General features: G+C 68.2%; 12 protein-coding genes. 8 read left to right on the forward strand and 4 right to left on the reverse strand.

What is annotated here, in order from left to right; all coding sequences use genetic code 11:
- From FIU88_RS05930 to sucD, 6 genes are all read left to right on the forward strand, one after another.
- Positions 1-711: a succinate dehydrogenase iron-sulfur subunit gene (locus tag FIU88_RS05930; protein WP_016856040.1), complete on the forward strand. Its 711-nt coding sequence runs from the start codon at positions 1-3 to the stop codon at positions 709-711.
- A 211-nt stretch (positions 712-922) separates the two neighbouring features.
- Complete coding sequence (locus tag FIU88_RS05935; protein ID WP_026068552.1) at positions 923-3,760, forward strand: 2-oxoglutarate dehydrogenase E1 component; 2,838 nt, start codon at positions 923-925, stop codon at positions 3,758-3,760.
- A 42-nt stretch (positions 3,761-3,802) separates the two neighbouring features.
- Positions 3,803-5,356 (forward strand): 2-oxoglutarate dehydrogenase complex dihydrolipoyllysine-residue succinyltransferase, encoded by a 1,554-nt coding sequence (odhB, locus tag FIU88_RS05940; RefSeq protein ID WP_016856038.1) that lies wholly within the window; start codon positions 3,803-3,805, stop codon positions 5,354-5,356.
- Positions 5,357-5,403: 47 nt separating this feature from the next.
- On the forward strand, positions 5,404-6,843 hold the full coding sequence (gene lpdA / locus FIU88_RS05945; RefSeq protein ID WP_016856037.1) for a dihydrolipoyl dehydrogenase: 1,440 nt from the start codon (positions 5,404-5,406) through the stop codon (positions 6,841-6,843).
- Positions 6,844-6,982: 139 nt separating this feature from the next.
- Positions 6,983-8,149 carry an ADP-forming succinate--CoA ligase subunit beta gene (gene sucC, locus FIU88_RS05950; RefSeq protein ID WP_016856036.1) on the forward strand — a complete coding sequence of 389 codons (1,167 nt, stop codon included), beginning with the start codon at positions 6,983-6,985 and terminating at the stop codon, positions 8,147-8,149.
- Positions 8,149-9,021 (forward strand): succinate--CoA ligase subunit alpha, encoded by an 873-nt coding sequence (gene sucD / locus FIU88_RS05955; protein WP_152478540.1) that lies wholly within the window; start codon positions 8,149-8,151, stop codon positions 9,019-9,021. Before sucC ends, sucD begins: the two co-directional genes overlap by 1 nt.
- A gap of 117 nt (positions 9,022-9,138) precedes the next feature.
- Here the strand turns inward: sucD and FIU88_RS05960 are convergent, their stop codons facing one another.
- Positions 9,139-11,007 carry a cellulose binding domain-containing protein gene (locus tag FIU88_RS05960; RefSeq protein ID WP_152478541.1) on the reverse strand — a complete coding sequence of 623 codons (1,869 nt, stop codon included), beginning with the start codon at positions 11,005-11,007 and terminating at the stop codon, positions 9,139-9,141.
- Between the two features lie 263 nt (positions 11,008-11,270).
- Here FIU88_RS05960 and FIU88_RS05965 point away from each other — a divergent pair, with 263 nt between their 5' ends.
- Both FIU88_RS05965 and FIU88_RS05970 read left to right on the forward strand, forming a co-directional pair.
- Complete coding sequence (locus tag FIU88_RS05965) at positions 11,271-13,052, forward strand: type I secretion system permease/ATPase (RefSeq protein ID WP_253742759.1); 1,782 nt, start codon at positions 11,271-11,273, stop codon at positions 13,050-13,052.
- A complete protein-coding gene (locus FIU88_RS05970; protein WP_016856032.1) occupies positions 13,036-14,349 on the forward strand; it encodes an HlyD family type I secretion periplasmic adaptor subunit in 1,314 nt (437 codons plus the stop codon). Before FIU88_RS05965 ends, FIU88_RS05970 begins: the two co-directional genes overlap by 17 nt.
- A 39-nt stretch (positions 14,350-14,388) precedes the next feature.
- On the opposite strand, the gene FIU88_RS05975 is transcribed toward FIU88_RS05970, so the two are convergent.
- The 3 genes from FIU88_RS05975 to FIU88_RS05985 form a co-directional block, all read right to left on the reverse strand.
- Positions 14,389-15,381: a lysylphosphatidylglycerol synthase transmembrane domain-containing protein gene (locus tag FIU88_RS05975; protein WP_152478542.1), complete on the reverse strand. Its 993-nt coding sequence runs from the start codon at positions 15,379-15,381 to the stop codon at positions 14,389-14,391.
- Positions 15,374-16,486 carry a glycosyltransferase family 1 protein gene (locus FIU88_RS05980; protein ID WP_152478543.1) on the reverse strand — a complete coding sequence of 371 codons (1,113 nt, stop codon included), beginning with the start codon at positions 16,484-16,486 and terminating at the stop codon, positions 15,374-15,376. Before FIU88_RS05980 ends, FIU88_RS05975 begins: the two co-directional genes overlap by 8 nt.
- Before the next feature lie 152 nt (positions 16,487-16,638).
- Positions 16,639-18,579, reverse strand: coding sequence for an exoribonuclease II (locus tag FIU88_RS05985; protein ID WP_016856029.1), 1,941 nt, complete (start codon positions 18,577-18,579; stop codon positions 16,639-16,641).
- Positions 18,580-18,632: the final 53 nt, after the last annotated feature.

Raw genomic sequence — 18,632 nt, forward strand, 5'->3', positions numbered from 1 at the left:
ATGTCCACGCTTCAGGTATCCCTGTACCGCTACAATCCCGAGACGGACTCCGCCCCCTACATGGAGGAGTTCCAGGTCGACACCCAGGGCCGCGACCTGATGGTGCTCGACGTCCTGCACCTGGTGAAGGAACAGGACAACGGCTTGGCCTATCGTCGCAGCTGCCGCGAGGGCGTGTGCGGCTCCGACGGCATGAACATGAACGGCAAGAACGGCCTGGCCTGCATCACGCCGCTGTCCGACGTGGTCAAGAAGGGCAAGCTGACCCTGCGTCCGCTGCCCGGCCTGCCGGTCATCCGTGACCTGGTGGTCGACATGAGCCTGTTCTATCAGCAGTACGAGCGCATCCAGCCGTACCTGCAGAACGACACGCCGGCGCCGGCCATCGAGCGTCTGCAGTCGCCGGAGGACCGCGACAAGCTCGACGGCCTCTACGAGTGCATCCTGTGCGCCTGCTGCTCGACCTCCTGCCCGTCGTTCTGGTGGAACCCGGACAAGTTCGTCGGCCCGGCCGGCCTGCTGCAGGCCTACCGCTTCCTGGCCGATTCCCGCGACGAGGCCACCCGCGAGCGTCTGGAAGAGCTCCAGGATCCGTTCAGCGTGTTCCGCTGCCGCGGCATCATGAACTGTGTGGCGGTGTGCCCGAAGGGGCTCAACCCCACTCGCGCGATCGGCAAGATTCGCGAGATGCTGCTGGCGGATGCCACTTAAATCGTGGGCCGGGGCTTGTTATCATACGCCCCAGGCTGCGACGTGCTGTCGCAGCCTGGCCCCCGGTGAGACGTCCGAAGCCGGTGCCTCGTGCACCGGCTTTTGACCATAGAAACAAGGTGTCTGCCCCGCCGGCTGGCTACCTAACTGATGTCGCCACGGGTGAGCCGTGACGGCCGACACCACCCCATCAGTGCAGGGTGACCGAGAGATGCAACAAGGCATAATGGAGTTGATGTGGCGCTCCTCCCATGTCAGTGGCAGCAATGTCCACTACGTGGAAGCGCTCTACGAGCAGTACCTCGATGACCCCTCTGCCGTTCCCGATGAATGGCGTCAGTACTTCGATCAACTGCCGAGACCCGATGGCAGCGCCACTCAAGACGTTCCGCTTGCCCCTACCCGTGAACAGTTCTATCAGCTAGGCCGTCAGCGCCGCACCGCCCAGACCGCTGCCGCCGCTCCCGAGAGCGACGCGAACCGCAAGCAGGTCAAGGTGCTGCAGCTGATCAACGCCTACCGCTTCCGCGGGCACCAGAAGGCCGATATCGATCCCCTCGATCTGCGCAGCCCGACCCCGGTGCCCGATCTGGATCTGTCCTTCCACCAGCTCTCCAAGGCCGACCTGGATACCGAATTCCAGACCGGCTCCTTCTTCATGGGGCTGGACAAGGCGCCGCTGAAGCAGATCGTCGAGGCGCTGGAGCAGACCTACTGTCGCAGCATCGGCTGCGAGTTCATGCACATCGTCGATACCGAAGAGAAGCGCTGGCTGCAGCAGCGTTTCGAGTCGGTGCGCTCGGCGCCCAAGTTCAGCGAGGACGTCCGCAAGCACGTCTTCGAGCGGCTCAGTGCCGCCGAGGGCCTGGAGAGCTATCTGGCCTCCAAGTACCCGGGCACCAAGCGCTTCGGCCTGGAAGGCGGCGAGTCCTTCATCCCGATGATGGACGAGCTGATCCAGCGCGCCGGTGGCTACGGCACCAAGGAAGTGGTCATCGGCATGGCCCACCGCGGGCGCCTCAACGTGCTGGTCAACATCCTGGGCAAGAACCCCTCCGAGCTGATCGACGAGTTCGACGGCAAGAAGCTGGTCGAGCGCGGCTCCGGCGACGTCAAGTATCACCAGGGCTTCAGTTCCAACGTCATGACCCCGGGTGGCGAAGTCCACCTGGCCATGTCGTTCAACCCCTCCCACCTGGAGATCGTCGCGCCGGTGGTCGAGGGGTCGGTGCGGGCCCGTCAGGATCGCCGCAACGACAGCGACGGCGGCAAGGTGCTGCCGATCAACGTGCACGGCGACGCGGCCTTCGCCGGCCAGGGCGTGGTCATGGAGACGTTCCAGATGTCCCAGACCCGTGCCTACCGGACCGGCGGCACGGTGCACATCGTGATCAACAACCAGGTGGGCTTCACCACGTCCCACCCGGAAGACTCGCGCTCCACCGAGTACTGCACCGACATCGCCAAGATGGTTCAGGCGCCGATCTTCCACGTCAACGGCGACGATCCCGACGCCGTGCTGCATGCCACCCAGGTGGCGCTGGACTACCGCCAGCAGTTCAAGAAGGACGTGGTCATCGACCTGGTGTGCTACCGCCGCCGCGGCCACAACGAGGCCGACGAGCCGTCCGGCACCCAGCCGATGATGTACAGCAAGATCAAGAACCATCCGTCCTCGCGCGCGCTGTTCGCCGAGCGCCTGGTCAAGGAAGGGCTGATCAGCGAAGACGAGGCCAAGGCCACCATGGAAGGCTACCGCGACGACCTGGTCGCCGGTAACCACGTGGCCAACGCCCTGGTGCAGAAGCCGAACACCGCGCTGTTCGTCGACTGGAAGCCCTATCTCGGCCACGAGTGGAGCGGCCACACCGACACCAGCTTCGACATGAAGCGCCTGCAGCATCTGGCGGCGCGCATGTGCGAGGTGCCGGATGGCGTCAGCGTGCAGCGTCAGGTCGCCAAGATCTATGACGACCGGCGCAAGATGCAGGCCGGCGGCATGGCTTGTAACTGGGGCTTCGCCGAGACCCTGGCCTACGCCACGCTGCTCGACCAGGGCCACCCGATTCGCCTGACCGGCCAGGACGTGGGTCGCGGTACCTTCTCCCACCGCCATGCGGTGGTGCACAACCAGAAGGACGGCAGCACCTTTGTGCCGCTCCAGCACCTGAGCGACGGCCAGCCGCGCTTCACCATCCACGACTCCTTCCTGTCGGAAGAAGCCGTGCTGGCGTTCGAGTACGGCTACTCCACCACGGCGCCCAACGACCTGGTGATCTGGGAAGCGCAGTTCGGCGACTTCTTCAACGGCGCCCAGGTGGTGGTCGACCAGTTCATCTCCTCCGGCGAGACCAAGTGGGAGCGCCTGTGCGGCCTGACCATGCTGCTGCCGCATGGCTACGAGGGCCAGGGCCCCGAGCACTCCTCCGCGCGTCTGGAGCGCTTCCTGCAGCTGTGTGCCGAGCACAACATGCAGGTCTGCGTGCCGACCACCCCGGCGCAGATCTTCCATCTGCTGCGCCGCCAGGTGATCCGCAAGCTGCGCAAGCCGCTGGTGGTGATGTCGCCGAAGAGCCTGCTGCGCCACAAGGATGCCACCTCCAGCCTCGACGAGCTGGCCGGCGGCAGCTTCCAGATGGTGATCCCCGACCAGGGCAAGCGCGACGCCGAGAAGGTCGAGCGCATCATCCTGTGTGCCGGCAAGGTCTACTACGACCTGGCCAACTGGCGCGAGGAGAACGCCCGCGACGACGTGGCCATCCTGCGTCTCGAACAGCTCTACCCGTTCCCCGAAGCCGAGCTCTTCGAGGCGATCAAGGCCTACACCAACGCCAGCGAAATGGTGTGGTGCCAGGAAGAGCCGCTCAACCAGGGCGCCTGGTACCCCAGTCAGCACCACATGCGCAGCGTGGCGGAGCAGCTCAAGACGGGCCTGGGCGGCAAGCTCAAGTTCGCCGGCCGTCCGGCATCGGCCGCCCCCGCGGCGGGCTACATGTCCGTGCACACCGAACAGCAGCGCAAGCTGGTGGAAGACGCCTTCAACCTCTAAGGCAGCCCACCGGGACGAGAGAGAACACACAAGGGAAACGACATGGCTACCGAGATCAAGGCACCCACCTTTCCGGAATCCGTTGCCGAGGGCAGCGTGGCCGCCTGGCACAAGAAGCCGGGTGACAGCGTCGAGCGTGACGAGCTGATCGTCGAGATCGAGACCGACAAGGTGGTGCTCGAGGTCGTGGCACCCGAGGCCGGTACCCTGGCCGAGGTGCTGGCGGAAGAGGGCGACACCGTGCAGTCCGAGCAGGTGCTCGGCCGCATCGGCGAAGGCGCGGCCAGCGGCGGCGGCGACAAGGCCGAGGCCGCCAGCGAAGAGAAGAGCGATGCCGAGCCGGAGGCCGCTCCGGCCGCCGGCGGCGAGGCGCACGAGGTGAAGGCCCCGACCTTCCCCGAGTCCGTCCAGGAAGGCACCGTGGCCAGCTGGAACAAGCAGGTCGGCGAAGCCGTCAAGCGCGACGAGGTGCTGGCCGAGATCGAGACCGATAAGGTCGTGCTCGAGGTGGTCGCGCCGGCCGACGGCGCGCTGTCCGAGATCAAGGCCGAGGAAGGCAGCCAGGTGGCCTCCGAAGAGGTGCTGGCGATCTTCACCGCCGGCGCCGGCGGCGATGCCACGCCGGCTTCCAGCGAGGGCAAGGCCGCCGCGTCCGCCGATGACGGCGCCAGCGACGAGAAGGTCGGCGACAAGATTCTCGCCCCGGCCGCACGCAAGCTGGTCGCCGAGCACGACCTCGACGTCGGCAAGCTCGAAGGCACCGGCAAGGGCGGTCGCGTGCTCAAGGAAGACGTGCAGAAGGCGATCAAGGACGGCAGCGCCAAGAAGGCCGCCAAGTCCGCCCAGCCGTCAGGCGCCAAGGCCGCCGCGGCGCCGGCCCCGGCCGTCGAGGGCGAGCGTCCCGAGAAGCGCGTGCCGATGACCCGCCTGCGCAAGACCATCGCCAAGCGTCTGGTCGAGGCCCAGCAGACCGCCGCCATGCTGACCACCTACAACGAGGTGGACATGGGCGCGGTCATGGACCTGCGCGCGCAGTACAAGGACACCTTCCTCAAGGCCCACGACACCAAGCTCGGCTTCATGGGCTTCTTCGTCAAGGCGGCCTCCGAGGCGCTCAAGCGCTTCCCGGACGTCAACGCCTCCATCGACGGCGACGACATCGTCTACCACGGCTATCAGGACATCGGCGTGGCCGTGTCCACCGACCGTGGCCTGGTGGTGCCGGTGCTGCGCGATACCGACAGCATGAAGATCGCCGACGTCGAGAAGGGTATCGTCGACTTCGGCAAGCGTGCCCGTGATGGCAAGCTCGGCATCGACGAGATGCAGGGCGGCACCTTCACCATCACCAACGGCGGCATCTTCGGCTCGCTGATGTCCACGCCGATCCTCAACCCGCCGCAGACCGCGATCCTGGGCATGCACAAGATCCAGGAACGTCCGATGGCGGTGAACGGCAAGGTCGAGATCCGTCCGATGATGTACCTGGCGCTGTCATACGATCACCGCATGATCGATGGCAAGGACGCGGTGCAGTTCCTGGTGACCATCAAGGCACTGCTCGAGGATCCGGCCCGTCTGCTGCTGGATATCTGATCCGCGCGGGTTAACGAGCACAGCGAAACACTTTTCAAGGAGCCAACATGGCCGACAAGTTTGATGTCATCGTCATCGGCGCGGGCCCCGGCGGCTACGTGGCCGCCATCCGTGCCGCCCAGATGGGCCTGAAGACCGCCTGTGTCGAGAAGTGGATCGGCAAGGAAGGCAACGTCGTTCACGGCGGGACCTGCCTGAACGTGGGCTGCATCCCGTCCAAGGCGCTGCTGGAGGCCTCCCACAAGTTCGTCGAGGCGCAGCACGACTTCGACGACATGGGCATCGAGGCCGGTGACGTCACCATGGACGTCAAGAAGATGATGGCCCGCAAGGACAAGATCGTTAAGAACCTGACCGGCGGCATCGCCGGCCTGTTCAAGGCCAACGGCGTGACCGCGCTGGAGGGCACCGGCAAGGTGACCGGCAGCCAGCAGGTCGAGGTCACCGACAAGGACGGCAACGCCGCCACCTACGAGGCCGACAACATCGTGGTCGCCGCCGGTTCCGTGCCGGTCGAGATCCCGCCGACCCCGCTGACCGACGACCTGATCGTCGACTCCACCGGCGCCCTGGAATTTCAGGAAACGCCGAAGCGCCTGGGCGTCATCGGCGCCGGCGTCATCGGTCTCGAGCTCGGCAGCGTGTGGAACCGTCTGGGCTCCGAGGTCACCGTCCTCGAGGCCATGGACGACTTCCTGCCGATGGTCGACGGCGCGATCGCCAAGGAGACCCAGAAGCTGCTCAAGAAGCAGGGCCTGGACATCAAGCTGGGCGCCCGCGTCACCGGCTCCGAGGTCAAGGACGGCGAGGTCGTGGTCAAGTACTCCGACGCCAAGGGCGAGCAGGAGATCACCTTCGACAAGCTGATCGTCTGCGTCGGCCGCAAGCCGTACACCAAGGGCGTGATCGGTGAAGGGGTGAGCGTCGAGCTCGACGAGCGCGGCTTCATCCACGTCGACGACCAGTGCCGCACCAGCGTGCCCGGCGTCTACGCCATCGGCGACTGCGTGCGCGGCCCGATGCTGGCCCACAAGGCGTCCGAGGAAGGCATCATGGTCGCCGACATCATCGCCGGCCATAAGGCCGAGATGAACTACGACGCCATCCCGAGCGTGATCTACACCTTCCCCGAGGTGGCCTGGGTCGGCATGACCGAGCAGGACGCCAAGGCGGCCGGCATCGAGGTCAAGACCGGCGCCTTCCCGTTCGCCGCCAGCGGTCGCGCCATGGCCAACAACGCCACCGAGGGTCAGGCCAAGGTGATCGCCGACGCCGAGACCGATCGTATCCTGGGCCTGCACATCGTCGGCCAGCACGCCGGCGAGATGATTGCCCAGGGCGTCATCGCCATGGAATTCGGCTCCAGCGCCGAGGATCTGGCGCTGTCCTGCTATGCGCATCCGACCATGTCCGAGGCCGTCCACGAGGCAGCCCTGGCCGTGGAAGGTCACGCCATCCACATGGCGAACCGCAAGAAGCGCAAGTAAGACAACAAGAGCGCCGCCTTCGGGCGGCGCGTCCCTTCCGGCGTCGTACCGGAGGGGAGCGGTGGTAGCCGCCGCGCTGCGCCGAGTCGGCGCCCGGGCGACTACCGTTCGAGTCACATGCAACCAATGGCATGAATCGATGAACCTTCACGAGTATCAGAGCAAACAGCTGTTTGCCGACTATGGTCTGCCCGTTTCCAAGGGCTTCGCCGTCGACACCCCCGAGGAAGCGGCGGAAGCCTGCAAGAAGATCGGCGGCGAGATGTGGGTCGTCAAGGCCCAGGTCCACGCCGGTGGCCGCGGCAAGGCCGGCGGCGTCAAGCTGGTCAAGAGCGCCGACGAGGCCAAGGCCTTCGCCGAGCAGTGGCTGGGCAAGAACCTGGTGACCTTCCAGACCGACGAGCACGGTCAGCCGGTCGCCAAGATCCTGGTCGAGAACTGCACCGACATCGCCAGCGAGCTCTATCTCGGCGCCGTGGTCGATCGCGCCACTCGCCGCGTGGTCTTCATGGCCTCCACCGAGGGCGGCGTCGAGATCGAGAAGGTCGCCGAGGAAACTCCCGAGAAGATCCTCAAGGCCGAGATCGATCCGCTGGTCGGCGCCCAGCCGTACCAGGCCCGTGAGCTGGCCTTCCAGCTGGGCCTCGAGGGTGCGCAGGTCAAGCAGTTCACCAAGATCTTCCTGGGCCTGTCCAAGCTGTTCCACGACAAGGACCTGGCGCTGCTCGAGATCAACCCGCTGGTGATCACCGAGGAAGGCAACCTGCACTGCCTCGACGCCAAGATCAACCTGGACGGCAACGCCCTGTACCGTCACCCGGACCTGCAGGCCATGCGCGATCCCTCCCAGGAGGATTCCCGCGAGGCCGAGGCCGCGGCATGGGACCTGAACTACGTGGCCCTGGACGGCAACATCGGCTGCATGGTCAACGGCGCCGGCCTGGCCATGGGCACCATGGACATCGTCAACCTGAACGGCGGCAGCCCGGCCAACTTCCTCGATGTCGGCGGCGGTGCCACCAAGGAACGCGTCGCGGAAGCGTTCAAGATCATCCTGTCCGACGACAACGTCAAGGCCGTGCTGGTCAACATCTTCGGCGGTATCGTGCGCTGCGACATGATCGCCGAGGGCATCATCGGTGCCGTCGAGCAGGTGGGCGTCAACGTGCCGGTCGTGGTGCGTCTGGAAGGTAACAACGCCGAGCTGGGTGCCGAGAAACTGGCCTCCAGCGGTCTGAACATCATCGCTGCCAAGAGCCTCACCGACGCGGCTCAGCAGGTCGTCAAGGCAGCGGAGGGCAAGTAATGAGCATCCTGATCGACAAGAACACTAAGGTCATCTGCCAGGGCTTCACCGGCGGCCAGGGGACCTTCCACTCCGAGCAGGCGATCGCCTACGGCACCCAGATGGTCGGCGGCGTGACCCCGGGCAAGGGCGGCCAGGAGCACCTGGGCCTGCCGGTGTTCAACACCGTCAAGGAAGCGGTCGAGCAGACCGGCGCCGAGGCCAGCGTGATCTACGTGCCGGCCGCCTTCTGCAAGGACTCCATCCTCGAGGCCGCCAACGCCGGCATCAAGCTGATCGTGTGCATCACCGAGGGCATCCCGACCCTCGACATGCTCGACGTCAAGGTCAAGTGTGACGAGCTGGGCGTGCGCCTGATCGGCCCGAACTGCCCCGGCGTGATCACCCCGGGCGAGTCCAAGATCGGCATCATGCCGGGCCACATCCACCAGCCGGGCAAGGTCGGTATCGTGTCGCGCTCCGGCACCCTGACCTACGAGGCGGTCAAGCAGACCACCGACCACGGCTTCGGCCAGTCCACCTGCGTGGGCATCGGCGGCGACCCGATCCCGGGCTCCACCTTCATCGACATCCTCGAGAAGTTCGAGAAGGATCCGGCCACCGAAGCCATCGTGATGATCGGCGAGATCGGCGGCACCGCCGAGGAAGAGGCGGCTGCCTACATCAAGGAGAACGTCTCCAAGCCGGTCGTCTCCTACATCGCCGGCGTCACCGCCCCTCCGGGCAAGCGCATGGGCCATGCCGGTGCGATCATCGCCGGCGGCAAGGGCACCGCGGACGAGAAGTTCGGCGCCCTCGAGGCGGCGGGCGTCAAGACCGTTCGCTCCCTGGCCGAGATCGGCGACGCCCTGAAGGAAGCCACCGGCTGGTAAGCCGCTGCCTTCGGGACGCGATGCGCAAAGGGCACCCCTCGGGGTGCCCTTTTTCGTGTCCGCCTGCCGGGGGCGTCAGCGAGTGTCGTCACTGGGCCGGGGCGGCGAGGGCGGCGCCTAGCCGGCCAGCTCCTCCACGCTGGTGTTGCCCAGGCCGAGCACCTGAACCTCGAGGGCCTGGCCCGAGCCGGTCTCGGCGCTCATCTCGGCCGGCAGCTCGTCGTCGCCGTAGGCCTTGAAGCTGAAGCGCCAGCTCTCGCCCGGGGCCAGGGTGTTGGCGTTGTTGTCCTGCGCCCGCGTGGTGCCGTCGCCTTCGCTGACGTTGCCGTTCCACAGGGTGTCGAGATCGGCGGGCAGATCGAAGCCGAGCTCGGGATCGACGATGTCGTCATCGGAGACGTTCTCGACGAAGACCTCCGCCACGTAGCCCGAGGACCACTGGCTGGTGACGTTGCCGGTCACCAGCAGCTCCGCGTCGTCCTCCAGGATGGCGGGCTTGACGCCGTCGCCGTCGAGGATCTGGTCGGGCTCGGGCGCGTCGATGGACTCGCCGCGGAACAGGTTGCCCGACGCCGTGTGCAGGGTGGTGCCATCGCCGAAGACCGCGAATTCCACGTCGGTGAGGGTATCCTCGCTGCCCTTGCCGGTGATGATCACGCCGTCATCGGAAATCGTGAGCTCGTGCTCGTCGATGCTGCCGGTGTAGCGCGCGGTGTCGACGCCCTCGCCGCCGTCCAGCCGATCGTCGCCGTCGTACCAGTCGTCGCCCGGTCCGCCCTGGAGCAGGTCGTTGCCGCTGCCGCCCTGAAGGTGGTCATGGCCCAGGCCGCCGTTCAGGTAGACGCCGTCGTCCGAGCCCTGCACCTCGTCCGCGCGCCGGGTACCGATCAGGTAGTCGAAGACGACCTCGTTGGCGTCGGGGTCGGTGGGGGCGCCGAAGCTCTCGCCGTCTTCGTTGACGTACAGCGCCGGCGACAGATCGTCCGCCTCCGGATCGCGGATCGACTGCAGCACGTGCACGCTGTTGTCGTGATCCCGGCCGCCGTGGAAGTTGACGTCGCGGTCGGTGGAGGCGATCTCGACCTCGTTGCCGGCCGAAGAGCGCCAGGAGGCGAACACCAGGCCGTGGCGCATGCCGCTGTCCTCGAGCCCGGAGAAGGTGCCGTCGTAGCTCTCGTGAAGCTCGAAGGCGTAACCGTTGCCGTTGCCGCCCTTGTTGAGGGCGCCATGAGCCTCCAGCTCCTCGCCGCGGGTGTCCAGGGCGCGGGAGAGACGAAAGGCGGTGGAGGGGCCCTCGATGACCTGAAGGTCGTCGAGCCGGGCGTTCACCGTGCCCTCGAGATGCACGGCGTGATAGTCGCTCAGGTCATCGCGGACGTTCTCGAAGCGCGACGGGTCGGCCTCGCCCAGTTCGAAGTTCAGGCTGAAGCCTTCCAGGGTGACGTCATCGACGCTCTCCAGGCGCTCGACCTGCGTCTCTTCGGCCGCGAAATCGAAGCGTACGCCGCGATCAAGCGTGATCTGGTCGCCATCGATATCGGTGACCTTGGCCATGCTGGTGCGCAGTTCGGCGTACTCGACCTTGCGCCAGGAACTGTCGCCGATGTCCTCGAAGAATTCGTCATCGTTGTCCTGCCAAAGGCGGAGCGTATCGCCGACGGAAAGGTCGGAATGATCTTCCACCGTCAGTCGTCTATCACCGCTGTCGGCATCCGCCGACAGGGTGCCGATATCGGTGTTTTCGCTGCCGTCCAGGTGAATCGCCTGGTCGTTGTCCCGCGACAGTGCCTCATCGGTGAAGGTCAGGCGCGTCTCGTCGGAGCCCGCGCCAACCAGGGAGATGTCGGAGCGTTCGATGGTGATCGAATCGTCGAAGCGAAAATCGCCGGCGGCAAGCCGAAGGGTCGTGCCCGAGTCGGCCTCCCGTATCAGGCTCTCCAGTTCCTCTGCGGAGGTTGATGTGTCCACCTCGATGGTCGAACTCATTTATTGACTCCTGTTGTCATAAGGTGGCGACGATTGAGGATGTTGATAGGTTGGTTTGTCGATAGGTTTATATCGCAATTTTTGAATCTTTCTGTCGTCATTTTGAGACATTTCCCGGGGGTTGAAGAGAGGGTTTTAAGACGGGTATTTTCCCATCCATTGGCGCCATGGGTGCGCCATTTTTAGTGTTGTATAAGCCAAAAATAGCGTCAATATTTCGACCGTAAGGCGAGGGCGGAGCATGGTATGGGAGAGCCACTGAGGTGTTGATCGGGCGAGGGAAAGGCCGCGGGCGAGCGGCCGTCGGCGACCGGGTCCGGCGGGATGGCGAGGCGCCGCTGGACAGCGCGCGCGAGGCGTGCCGCGGCTCGTTGCTGTGGGTGGCGGGTTTCAGCCTGTGTCTCAACCTGCTGTTGTTGACGCCCGCGCTGTACATGCTGCAGGTGTACGACCGGGTGATCACCTCGGGCAGCGAGGCGACCCTGCTGATGCTGACGCTGCTGGCGGTGTTCCTGTTCGTGGTGATCGGCGGGCTGGAGTGGGTGCGAGCGGGCGTGCTGGTGCGCCTCGCCAACCGCCTCGACGAGTGCCTCGTCGGCCCCCTGCACGCGGCGATGTTTCGCCGCGGACTGCGCCAGGCGGGCGGGCAGGGGGCCGGGCCGCTGGACGATCTCGAAAGCCTGCGCCAGGGGCTGGCGGGAGGCGCGCTGCTGGCCTTCTTCGATGTGCTCTGGGTGCCGGTCTATCTGGCCCTGTTGTTCCTGTTCGATCCCTGGTTCGGCGTCTTCGCCGCCGTGGCCGGCCTGCTGCTGCTGGCGCTGGTGGTCATCAGCGAAAAGGCCACCCGCGGCTGGCTGGAGGGCGCCGGGCAGGAGATGGCGGCCTCCCGTCAGCGGGCGGCGGAAAACCTGCGCAACGCCGAGGCCCTCGAGGCGATGGGCATGCTGTCGAGCATCGCCGGGCGCTGGCTGTCGCACCATCGCCGCGGGCTGTGGCAGCAGTCGAAGGCGAGCGACCGGGCGGCCATGCTGTCGAGCCTCACCCGGGCGCTGCGGCTGCTGCTGCAGTCGATGATTCTGGGGCTCGGCGCCTGGCTGGTGCTCGAGGAGCGCATCACCGCCGGCATGATGATCGCCGGCTCCATCCTGCTGGGCCGCGTGCTGTCGCCGGTCGATCAGCTGGTCGGCGGCTGGCGCAGCATCGTGACGGCCCGGGCCGCCTACCGTCGGCTCCGGGCGATCTTCCGCGAGGCGCCGCCGCCCGCGCCTCCCATGTCGCTGCCGGCTCCCCGCGGGCGGCTGACGCTGGAGGGCGTGACCGCCGGGCCGCCAGGCGGACGACGGCCCATCCTGTCCGGCATCGATCTCGATATCGCCCCGGGGCAGCAGGTCGGCATCATCGGCCCCAGCGCCGCCGGCAAGTCGACCCTGGCGCGCCTGGCGCTCGGCGTATGGCCGGCCCAGGAAGGCTGCGTGCGGCTGGATGGCGCCGATATCGCGCGCTGGGACCGCGGCGTCCTGGGCCCCCACCTCGGCTACCTGCCCCAGGACGTCGAGCTGTTTGCCGGCACCATCGCGGAGAACATCGCCCGCTTCGCCGAGGTCGATGGCGAGCGGGTGATCGCGGCTGCGCGCCGCGCCGGGGTCCACGACATGATCCTGCGGCTGCAAGACGGCTACGACACCTGGCTGGCACCGGGCGGCGGCCTGCTCTCGGCCGGCCAGCGTCAGCGCATCGGCCTGGCGCGGGCGCTGCATGGCGATCCGGTGCTGGTGGTGCTCGACGAGCCGAATGCCAACCTGGACCACCGCGGCGAACAGGCCCTGGCCGAGGCCATGGAGGCCCTGCGGCAGGATGGCGTGACCCTGCTGGTGATCAGTCATCGCAGCGGCGTGCTTAAGCGGGTCGACCGCTTGCTGGTGCTGGACGACGGGCGGGTGTCGCTGTTCGGCCCCCGGGACCGGGTGCTGGAGCGGATGGCGGCCCGGCGACAGGAACGACGCGAAGCCACCACCCAGGGAGGCGCCCATGCAGCCGACACATGATGATCCCCGGCCACCGGTCGACGACCGGCGGCATCGACTCGCGGGGCTGGCGCTGGTGCTGGTCTGCGTGCTCGGCTTCGGCGGCTGGGCGGTCTCGGCCGAGCTGGCCGTGTCGGTCATCGCCTCCGGCCGGGTCGAGGTGGCCTCGTTGAAGAAGACGGTGCAGCACCTGGAAGGCGGCATCGTGCGACGCATCGCGGTCGAGGAGGGCGATCGCGTCGAGGAAGGACAGACGCTGCTGGTGCTCGACCCGACCCAGGTCGAGTCGAGGCTGCAGATCGCACGCTCGCAGTTCCTGATCAATCGCGCCGCCGAGACCCGGCTGATGGCCGAGCAGGCCGGCGACGAGCGCCTGACGTTCCCCGATGAGCTCGACGACGCCGAGTCGCCGCGCATCGCACAGCTCAAGGCGGTCCAGCGCGGGCTCTTCCTGTCGCGGCGCGAGGCCCTCGAGGGGGCGCTGGCGTCGCTGGAGGAGCAGAGCGAGCAGCTGCGCCAGCGCATCGAGGGGCGCGAGGCGATGATCCGGGTCAGCCGCGACCAGCTCGCCTCGCTGCGCGAGGATGCCGAGGCCTATCGTTCGCTGTTCAAGGACGGGCTGGGCGACAACCGACGGCTGAGGGAGCTGGAGCGCGAGGTGCTGCAGTATCAGGGCGAGATCGAGCAGCATCGCACCGAGATCGCGCGGCTGAGATCGCAGATCAGCGAGAACGACCTGAAGAAGCGGGTGCGCGTCGAGGAATTCCGCCAGGAGGTGGGCGAGCGCCTGCGCGAGACCCGGCGCCAGATCGCCGATGCCGAGGAGCGCATGACCGCGCTGCGCGACCAGCGGCGCCGCACCACGGTCGAGGCGCCGGCCGCGGGCACGGTGGTCGGCCTGGCCGTGCATACCCGCGGCGCGGTGATCGAGCCCGGCACCACGCTGCTGGAGATCGTCCCGGGCGGCGGAGACTTCGTGGTCGAGGCCCGGGTCGACGACCGCGACATCGACAGCGTCTATCCCGGCCAGTCGGCGGAGATCCGCTTCAGCGCCTTCAACCGTCGCCGCTCGAGGCTCCTCGACGGCACCGTCCAGCGGGTGTCCGCCGACAGCTTCACCGACGAGCGCAGTGGTCAGCGCTACTACGAGGTGCGGATCCGGGTCAGCGAGGCGGAGCGTCAGTCGATGCCGGAATCGATGCGACTGCAGGCGGGCATGCCCGCCGAGGTGCGGCTGCAGACCGCCAGTCGCACCTTCGCCAGCTACCTGGCCAAGCCGGTGAGCGACATGCTGGCGCGGGCCATGCGGGCCGACTGAGTCGAGCCGGTTCCGTATGACTCGCTCCGCTCGCTCGGCTCAGCCCGCCCGCTCGCCATCGGTCGTGCCGCGGCGTCGAGGCAGGCCGATCATGGCCAGGAACACCGGGGCGCCGGCCAGCAGGTAGCAGTGGAAGGTGACGAAGCGCCAGATCACGATGGCGGCGCCGGCGGTGGCCTGGCCGACCAGCGGGATCAGCAGCATGCCGGTGCCGAGCTCGGCGGCGCCGGTGCCGCCGGGCAGCAGGCTCAGCTGGCCGGCCGCCATCGACAGCATCTGCACCAGGAAGGCCCAGCTCCAGGCCACGTCGGCGCCCAGGCCGGCCAGCGCCAGGTAGAGCAGGCTGTAGCGCGTCAGCCAGTGGGCGGCGCAGCTGGCCATGGCCAGCATCAGCACTGGGCGGGGCAGGGTCAGGGTGGCGACCAGCGCCTGGCGAAAGCCCAGCAGTCGCCGGGCCAGTCGAGGGCGCCGCTTGCGCGATGCGCCTCGACGGCGCAGCAGCGCCGGCAGGTGCCGGATCAGCATCGTCCCCGTCGCCAGCACCAGCAGCAGGGCGACGATGGCGACGACCAGCAGCCACTGATGGGGCCAGGACACCGCCGTGGCCAGCGACACCAGCACCAGGGCGGTCAGCGCGGCCAGGAAGAACAGCAGGTCGCAGCACTGGTCGACCATGAACACCGCCGAGGCCCGGGCGGGGCGCAGCCCGCGTCGGGCCAGCAGCGCGAGCAGGGTGGGCAGCCCGCCGCTGCCGCCCGGGGTGGCGCAGATGGCGAACTCGGTGGCCATCACCATCCCCAGGGCGCCGCGCTGGCCGAGCGGGCCGGCGCGTCCCGCCAGCAGCAGCCTCAGGCGCAGGGCGTTGAGGTTCCAGCACAGCACCACCAGCGCCAGCATCCCCGACAGCCTGCCCGGCGGGAAGTCGCCCAGCGCCGTCAGCGCGTCGCGGCCGCCGATCATCAGCGGTACCGCCAGGGCCAGCACCAGCGCCGCGGCCAGCCACCAGCCGTAATGCCGACGACGCTCAGCCATGTCGCCGCGCCGCGGGCTTGCCGGGTATGAGGGTGGCGTAGTAGCCGAGCAGGTCGTCGATCACCCGGTTCCAGTGGAAGCGACGCTCCACCTGGCGGCGGGCGTGCCGGCCGCCGGCGGCGACGTCGTGGTCGAACAGGGCCTCCACCGCCTCGGCCATGGCCCCGGCGTCGTGGGGCCTGCACAGGAGCCCGCCGCCCAGGGGCACGTTCTCGATCAGCGCCCCGGCCCGGGCGGCCACCACCGGCAGGCCGCAGGCCATGGCCTCCAGCGCCACCAGGCCGAAGGTCTCTCGGGTGCCGGCGTGCAGCATGGCGTCGGCGCTGGCCAGCGCCCGGGCCACCTCGCGGCGATCGCAGTAGCGCGAGATGACGGTCACGTTGTCGGGCACCCGGGTCGGCATCCCCGGGCCCATCAGCAGCAGGTGGTAGGGCCGCCCGAGGCGCCGGAGGGTGCGCAGCAGCACGTCGACGTTCTTCTCGCGAGAGTGGCGCCCGGCGAAGACCAGCAGCCGGGTATCGGCGGGCAGCCCCAGCGAGGCCCGCCAGGCGGGATCGGCGCGCTCGGGGTGGAAGGTGGTGAGGTCGACGCCCAGCGGCTGCACGCGCACGTCCTCCACGCCCCAGTCCGCCAGCCGCTCGGCCATGGCCCGGCAGGGCGCCATCACGCCGTCGAAGCGGCCGTAGAGGTCGCGCACGTAGCGCTCCAGGCGCCGGCGCACCGCGCCGCCGAAGCGATCTCCCATCAGCCGTGGCAGGTCGGAGTGGTAGAAGCCGACCACCGGCACGCCGAGCCGCTGGCCGGCCTCCAGCGCGGCCCAGGGCGTGACGTAGGGGTCGCCGGCCTCGATCAGGTCGGGGGCGAGCTCCCGCAGCCGCTCGCGCCAGGGTGCGCGACGCAGCGGGAAGCGATAGCCCTGGCCCAGCGGCAGGCGCAGCGCCGGCAGCGTATGGCAGTCGTCGAGGGCGTCGCGTTCGGCGCCGGGCACGAGCAGGCTCGAGCGCAGGCCGGGCGTCTCGGCGATCCGGCGGTGCTTGGCCTGGAGATAGGTGCGCACGCCGCCGCTCGAGGGGGCGTGGAACATGGTGACGTCGGCGATATGCAAAGGGTCCCTCCCGCGCGGGCCGATGGTTCCCCCCTTACGCTACGCGGGCTTTGCGACAGTTCGACGACATGGGTCGGGAACGCGAGCTGAAACGCAAAACGGCGGCCCGAGGGCCGCCGTTTCACGTGCGAGGGAGCGCGCTGGGAGGGCGCCTACTCGGCCGGGCGGCCGACCAGCGAGCGGGTCTCCTCGCGGGCCTCGGTCAGGGCCACGCGGATCACGTCGCCGAGCTTGTAGCGCTCGACGCCCTCGATCTGGATGCGGCCGTCCTTGTCGTCGATGGCCACCTTGTCGCGGTCGCTGTGCATCAGCGGGGCCGGGATGAAGGCGGTGGCGCCGTTGGCGGTCAGGCGCACGCGCATGCCGCCGCGGTTGATGGCGATGATCTCGGCCTCGAAGCTCTCGCCCGCCTCGGCGGACGGCGTCAGGTAGCGCACGTAGAGCCAGTCCTTGACGTCGCGCTCGGCCAGGCGGTTGAGGCGGCGACGCTCGGTGAGCTGCTCGGTGAGCTCCTGGCTGGCCTCGGCCGGGGCCTGCTCGCCCTTGAGCACGCGCTTGATCAGGCGGTGGTTGACCATGTCGCCGTACTTGCGGATCGGCGAGGTCCAGGTGGCGTAGGCGTCGAGGCCCAGGCCGAAGTGCGGGCCGGGCTGGGCGGACATGCTGGTGAAGCCCTGGAAGCGGCGCAGGCGCGCGTCCAGCCAGGCGTCCTCGCGACCCTCGAGCTCGCGCTTGAGCTCCCTGTAGCGGGGCAGCTCGGTGAGTGCCTCGAGTTCGACCTGGATCTCCTGGCCGGCCAGGAATTCCTGGGCCGCCTCGGCCTTGTCGGCCTCGAAGGCGCGGTGGACGTTGAAGATGCCGTGGCCCACGTGCTGGCTGAGCAGGTCGGCGCAGCAGGCGTTGGCCGCGATCATCGATTCCTCGATCATGCGGTTGGCGATGCGGCGCTCCTCGGTGCGGATGCCCAGCACGTTGCCGGCCTCGTCGAGGTCGAACACGTAGTCCGGACGGTCCTTGAACACCAGGGCATGCCTGGCGCGCCAGCCGGCGCGGGCCTCGGTCAGCTCGCGCAGCGCCTCGAGCTGCTCGCCGATGGCCTCGGACGGCGCCCAGTCGCCCTGGCCCTCGAGCCAGTCGGAGACGTTGTCGTAGACCAGCTTGGCGTGGGAGCGCGCGGTGGCGGCGAAGAAGCGGTACTCGCCCAGGCTGCCGTCGGCCTCGATGTTCAACGCGCAGGCCAGCACCGGGCGGTCGCGATCTTCCCACAGCGAGCACAGGTCGTCGGCCAGTGCCTCGGGCAGCATGGTGACGTTCTGGCCCGGCAGGTAGACGGTGAAGGCGCGGGTGCGGGCCTCCAGGTCGGCGGCGTGGCCTTCCTCGACGTAGGCGGTCGGGTCGGCGATGGCCACGTTCAGGGTCCAGCCACCGCCCTCGCGCCGCTCGACGCGCAGGGCGTCGTCCATGTCGCGGGTCTTCTCGCCGTCGATGGTGAAGAACGGCTCGGCGGTCAGGTCCTCGCGCTCGAGGCCCTCGTCGCGCAGCGGCCAGTCGTCGCCGGCGTCCGGGCATTCCTGCTCGAGGGCGTGGCGCGCCAGGGTCACCCGCCAGGGCACCGCCGGGTTGTCGGTCTTGGCCACCAGCTCATCGATCTGGGTGAAGAAGCCGCGGTCCTCGGGCTTGAGCGGGTGACGCACCAGGCGCACCACGACCCAGTCGCCTTCGCCCAGGCTCGCCTCGTCGAGGCTGCGCTTGACGCGGGCCTTCAGCGGGGCATTCATCGACGGATGATCGGGGATCACCGACAGGCGCCCGTCGCGCTTCTTCACGCGGGCGATGAAGCGTTCCATGCCGCTCTCGATCAGGGTGTCCGGCTCCACGGACTTCTTCTCGCCTTCCTCGTGGAGGATGGCCTCGACACGGTCGCCGTGGAGCACCTGCTTCATGGCGGGGGGCGGCACGAAGTAGGAGTCGCCGTCGTCGGTCTCGAGGAAACCGAAACCGCGGTCGGTGGCCTTGATGACCCCTTCGACGCGGGGCGTGTTGTCGCGGATCTGTTGCTTGAGCTGAGCAAGCGCCGAGTTGTTCTGCAGCATGGTCACGATCGATTGGCGGGATAGGGGGGTCACTATACGGATTCCGCCAGCCG

This window comes from Halomonas sp. THAF12 (assembly GCF_009363675.1).
Lineage (GTDB): Bacteria > Pseudomonadota > Gammaproteobacteria > Pseudomonadales > Halomonadaceae > Halomonas > Halomonas smyrnensis.

Bases quoted from the DNA above. Each gene is read 5' to 3' on its own strand.
- FIU88_RS05930 (WP_016856040.1), top strand. From the start codon at position 1: ATGTCCACGCTTCAGGTATCCCTGTACCGCTACAATCCCGAGACGGAC.
- FIU88_RS05935 (WP_026068552.1), top strand. From the start codon at position 923: ATGCAACAAGGCATAATGGAGTTGATGTGGCGCTCCTCCCATGTCAGT.
- odhB (WP_016856038.1), top strand. From the start codon at position 3,803: ATGGCTACCGAGATCAAGGCACCCACCTTTCCGGAATCCGTTGCCGAG.
- lpdA (WP_016856037.1), top strand. From the start codon at position 5,404: ATGGCCGACAAGTTTGATGTCATCGTCATCGGCGCGGGCCCCGGCGGC.
- sucC (WP_016856036.1), top strand. From the start codon at position 6,983: ATGAACCTTCACGAGTATCAGAGCAAACAGCTGTTTGCCGACTATGGT.
- sucD (WP_152478540.1), top strand. From the start codon at position 8,149: ATGAGCATCCTGATCGACAAGAACACTAAGGTCATCTGCCAGGGCTTC.
- FIU88_RS05960 (WP_152478541.1), bottom strand. From the start codon at position 11,007: ATGAGTTCGACCATCGAGGTGGACACATCAACCTCCGCAGAGGAACTG.
- FIU88_RS05970 (WP_016856032.1), top strand. From the start codon at position 13,036: ATGCAGCCGACACATGATGATCCCCGGCCACCGGTCGACGACCGGCGG.
- FIU88_RS05975 (WP_152478542.1), bottom strand. From the start codon at position 15,381: ATGGCTGAGCGTCGTCGGCATTACGGCTGGTGGCTGGCCGCGGCGCTG.
- FIU88_RS05985 (WP_016856029.1), bottom strand. From the start codon at position 18,579: ATGCTGCAGAACAACTCGGCGCTTGCTCAGCTCAAGCAACAGATCCGC.